Origin of the sequence: Staphylococcus sp. HMSC62D11, assembly GCF_001839145.1 — a bacterium.
Taxonomy (GTDB): domain Bacteria; phylum Bacillota; class Bacilli; order Staphylococcales; family Staphylococcaceae; genus Staphylococcus; species Staphylococcus lugdunensis.
On the sequence record NZ_KV840203.1, the window covers coordinates 1 to 432 of the forward strand.

Annotated in this window: 1 protein-coding gene; it reads right to left on the minus strand. The window is 42.1% G+C overall.

The features are described 5' to 3' along the window. Positions 1-432 (minus strand): putative Ig domain-containing protein (locus tag HMPREF3267_RS11195; protein ID WP_176746107.1); only part of this gene is annotated, 432 nt, incomplete at both ends.

Consider the following 432-nt stretch of genomic DNA (forward strand, 5'->3'; position numbering starts at 1 on the left):
TTGTGTCTACAACTTTAATATTAAATTTTGTCTCGACACTATTGCCATCGGCGTCAGTGCTTGTCACTACAATTGGATAAGTTCCAACTTTTGTGGCTATGCCGCTTATTGTATTTGTTGATGGATCAAACGTCACTCCTTCCGGTAGACCTCTGACTGTGTTTGTCACTGGCTGACCGCTATTATCTGTGGCATCTATCACAATTTCGTCGATTACGGTATTGGCCTCTTTGGTTTGATTACTAATCTCTTTCACCGTCGGTGCTGTCGTATCTACAACTTTGATATTGAATTTTGTCTCAACACTATTACCCTCAGCGTCAGTGCTTATCACTACGATTGGATAGGTGCCGACCTTCGTCGCTACACCGCTTATTGTATTTTTTCTAGGATCAAACGTTACTCCTTCCGGTAGACCTCTTACTGTGTTTG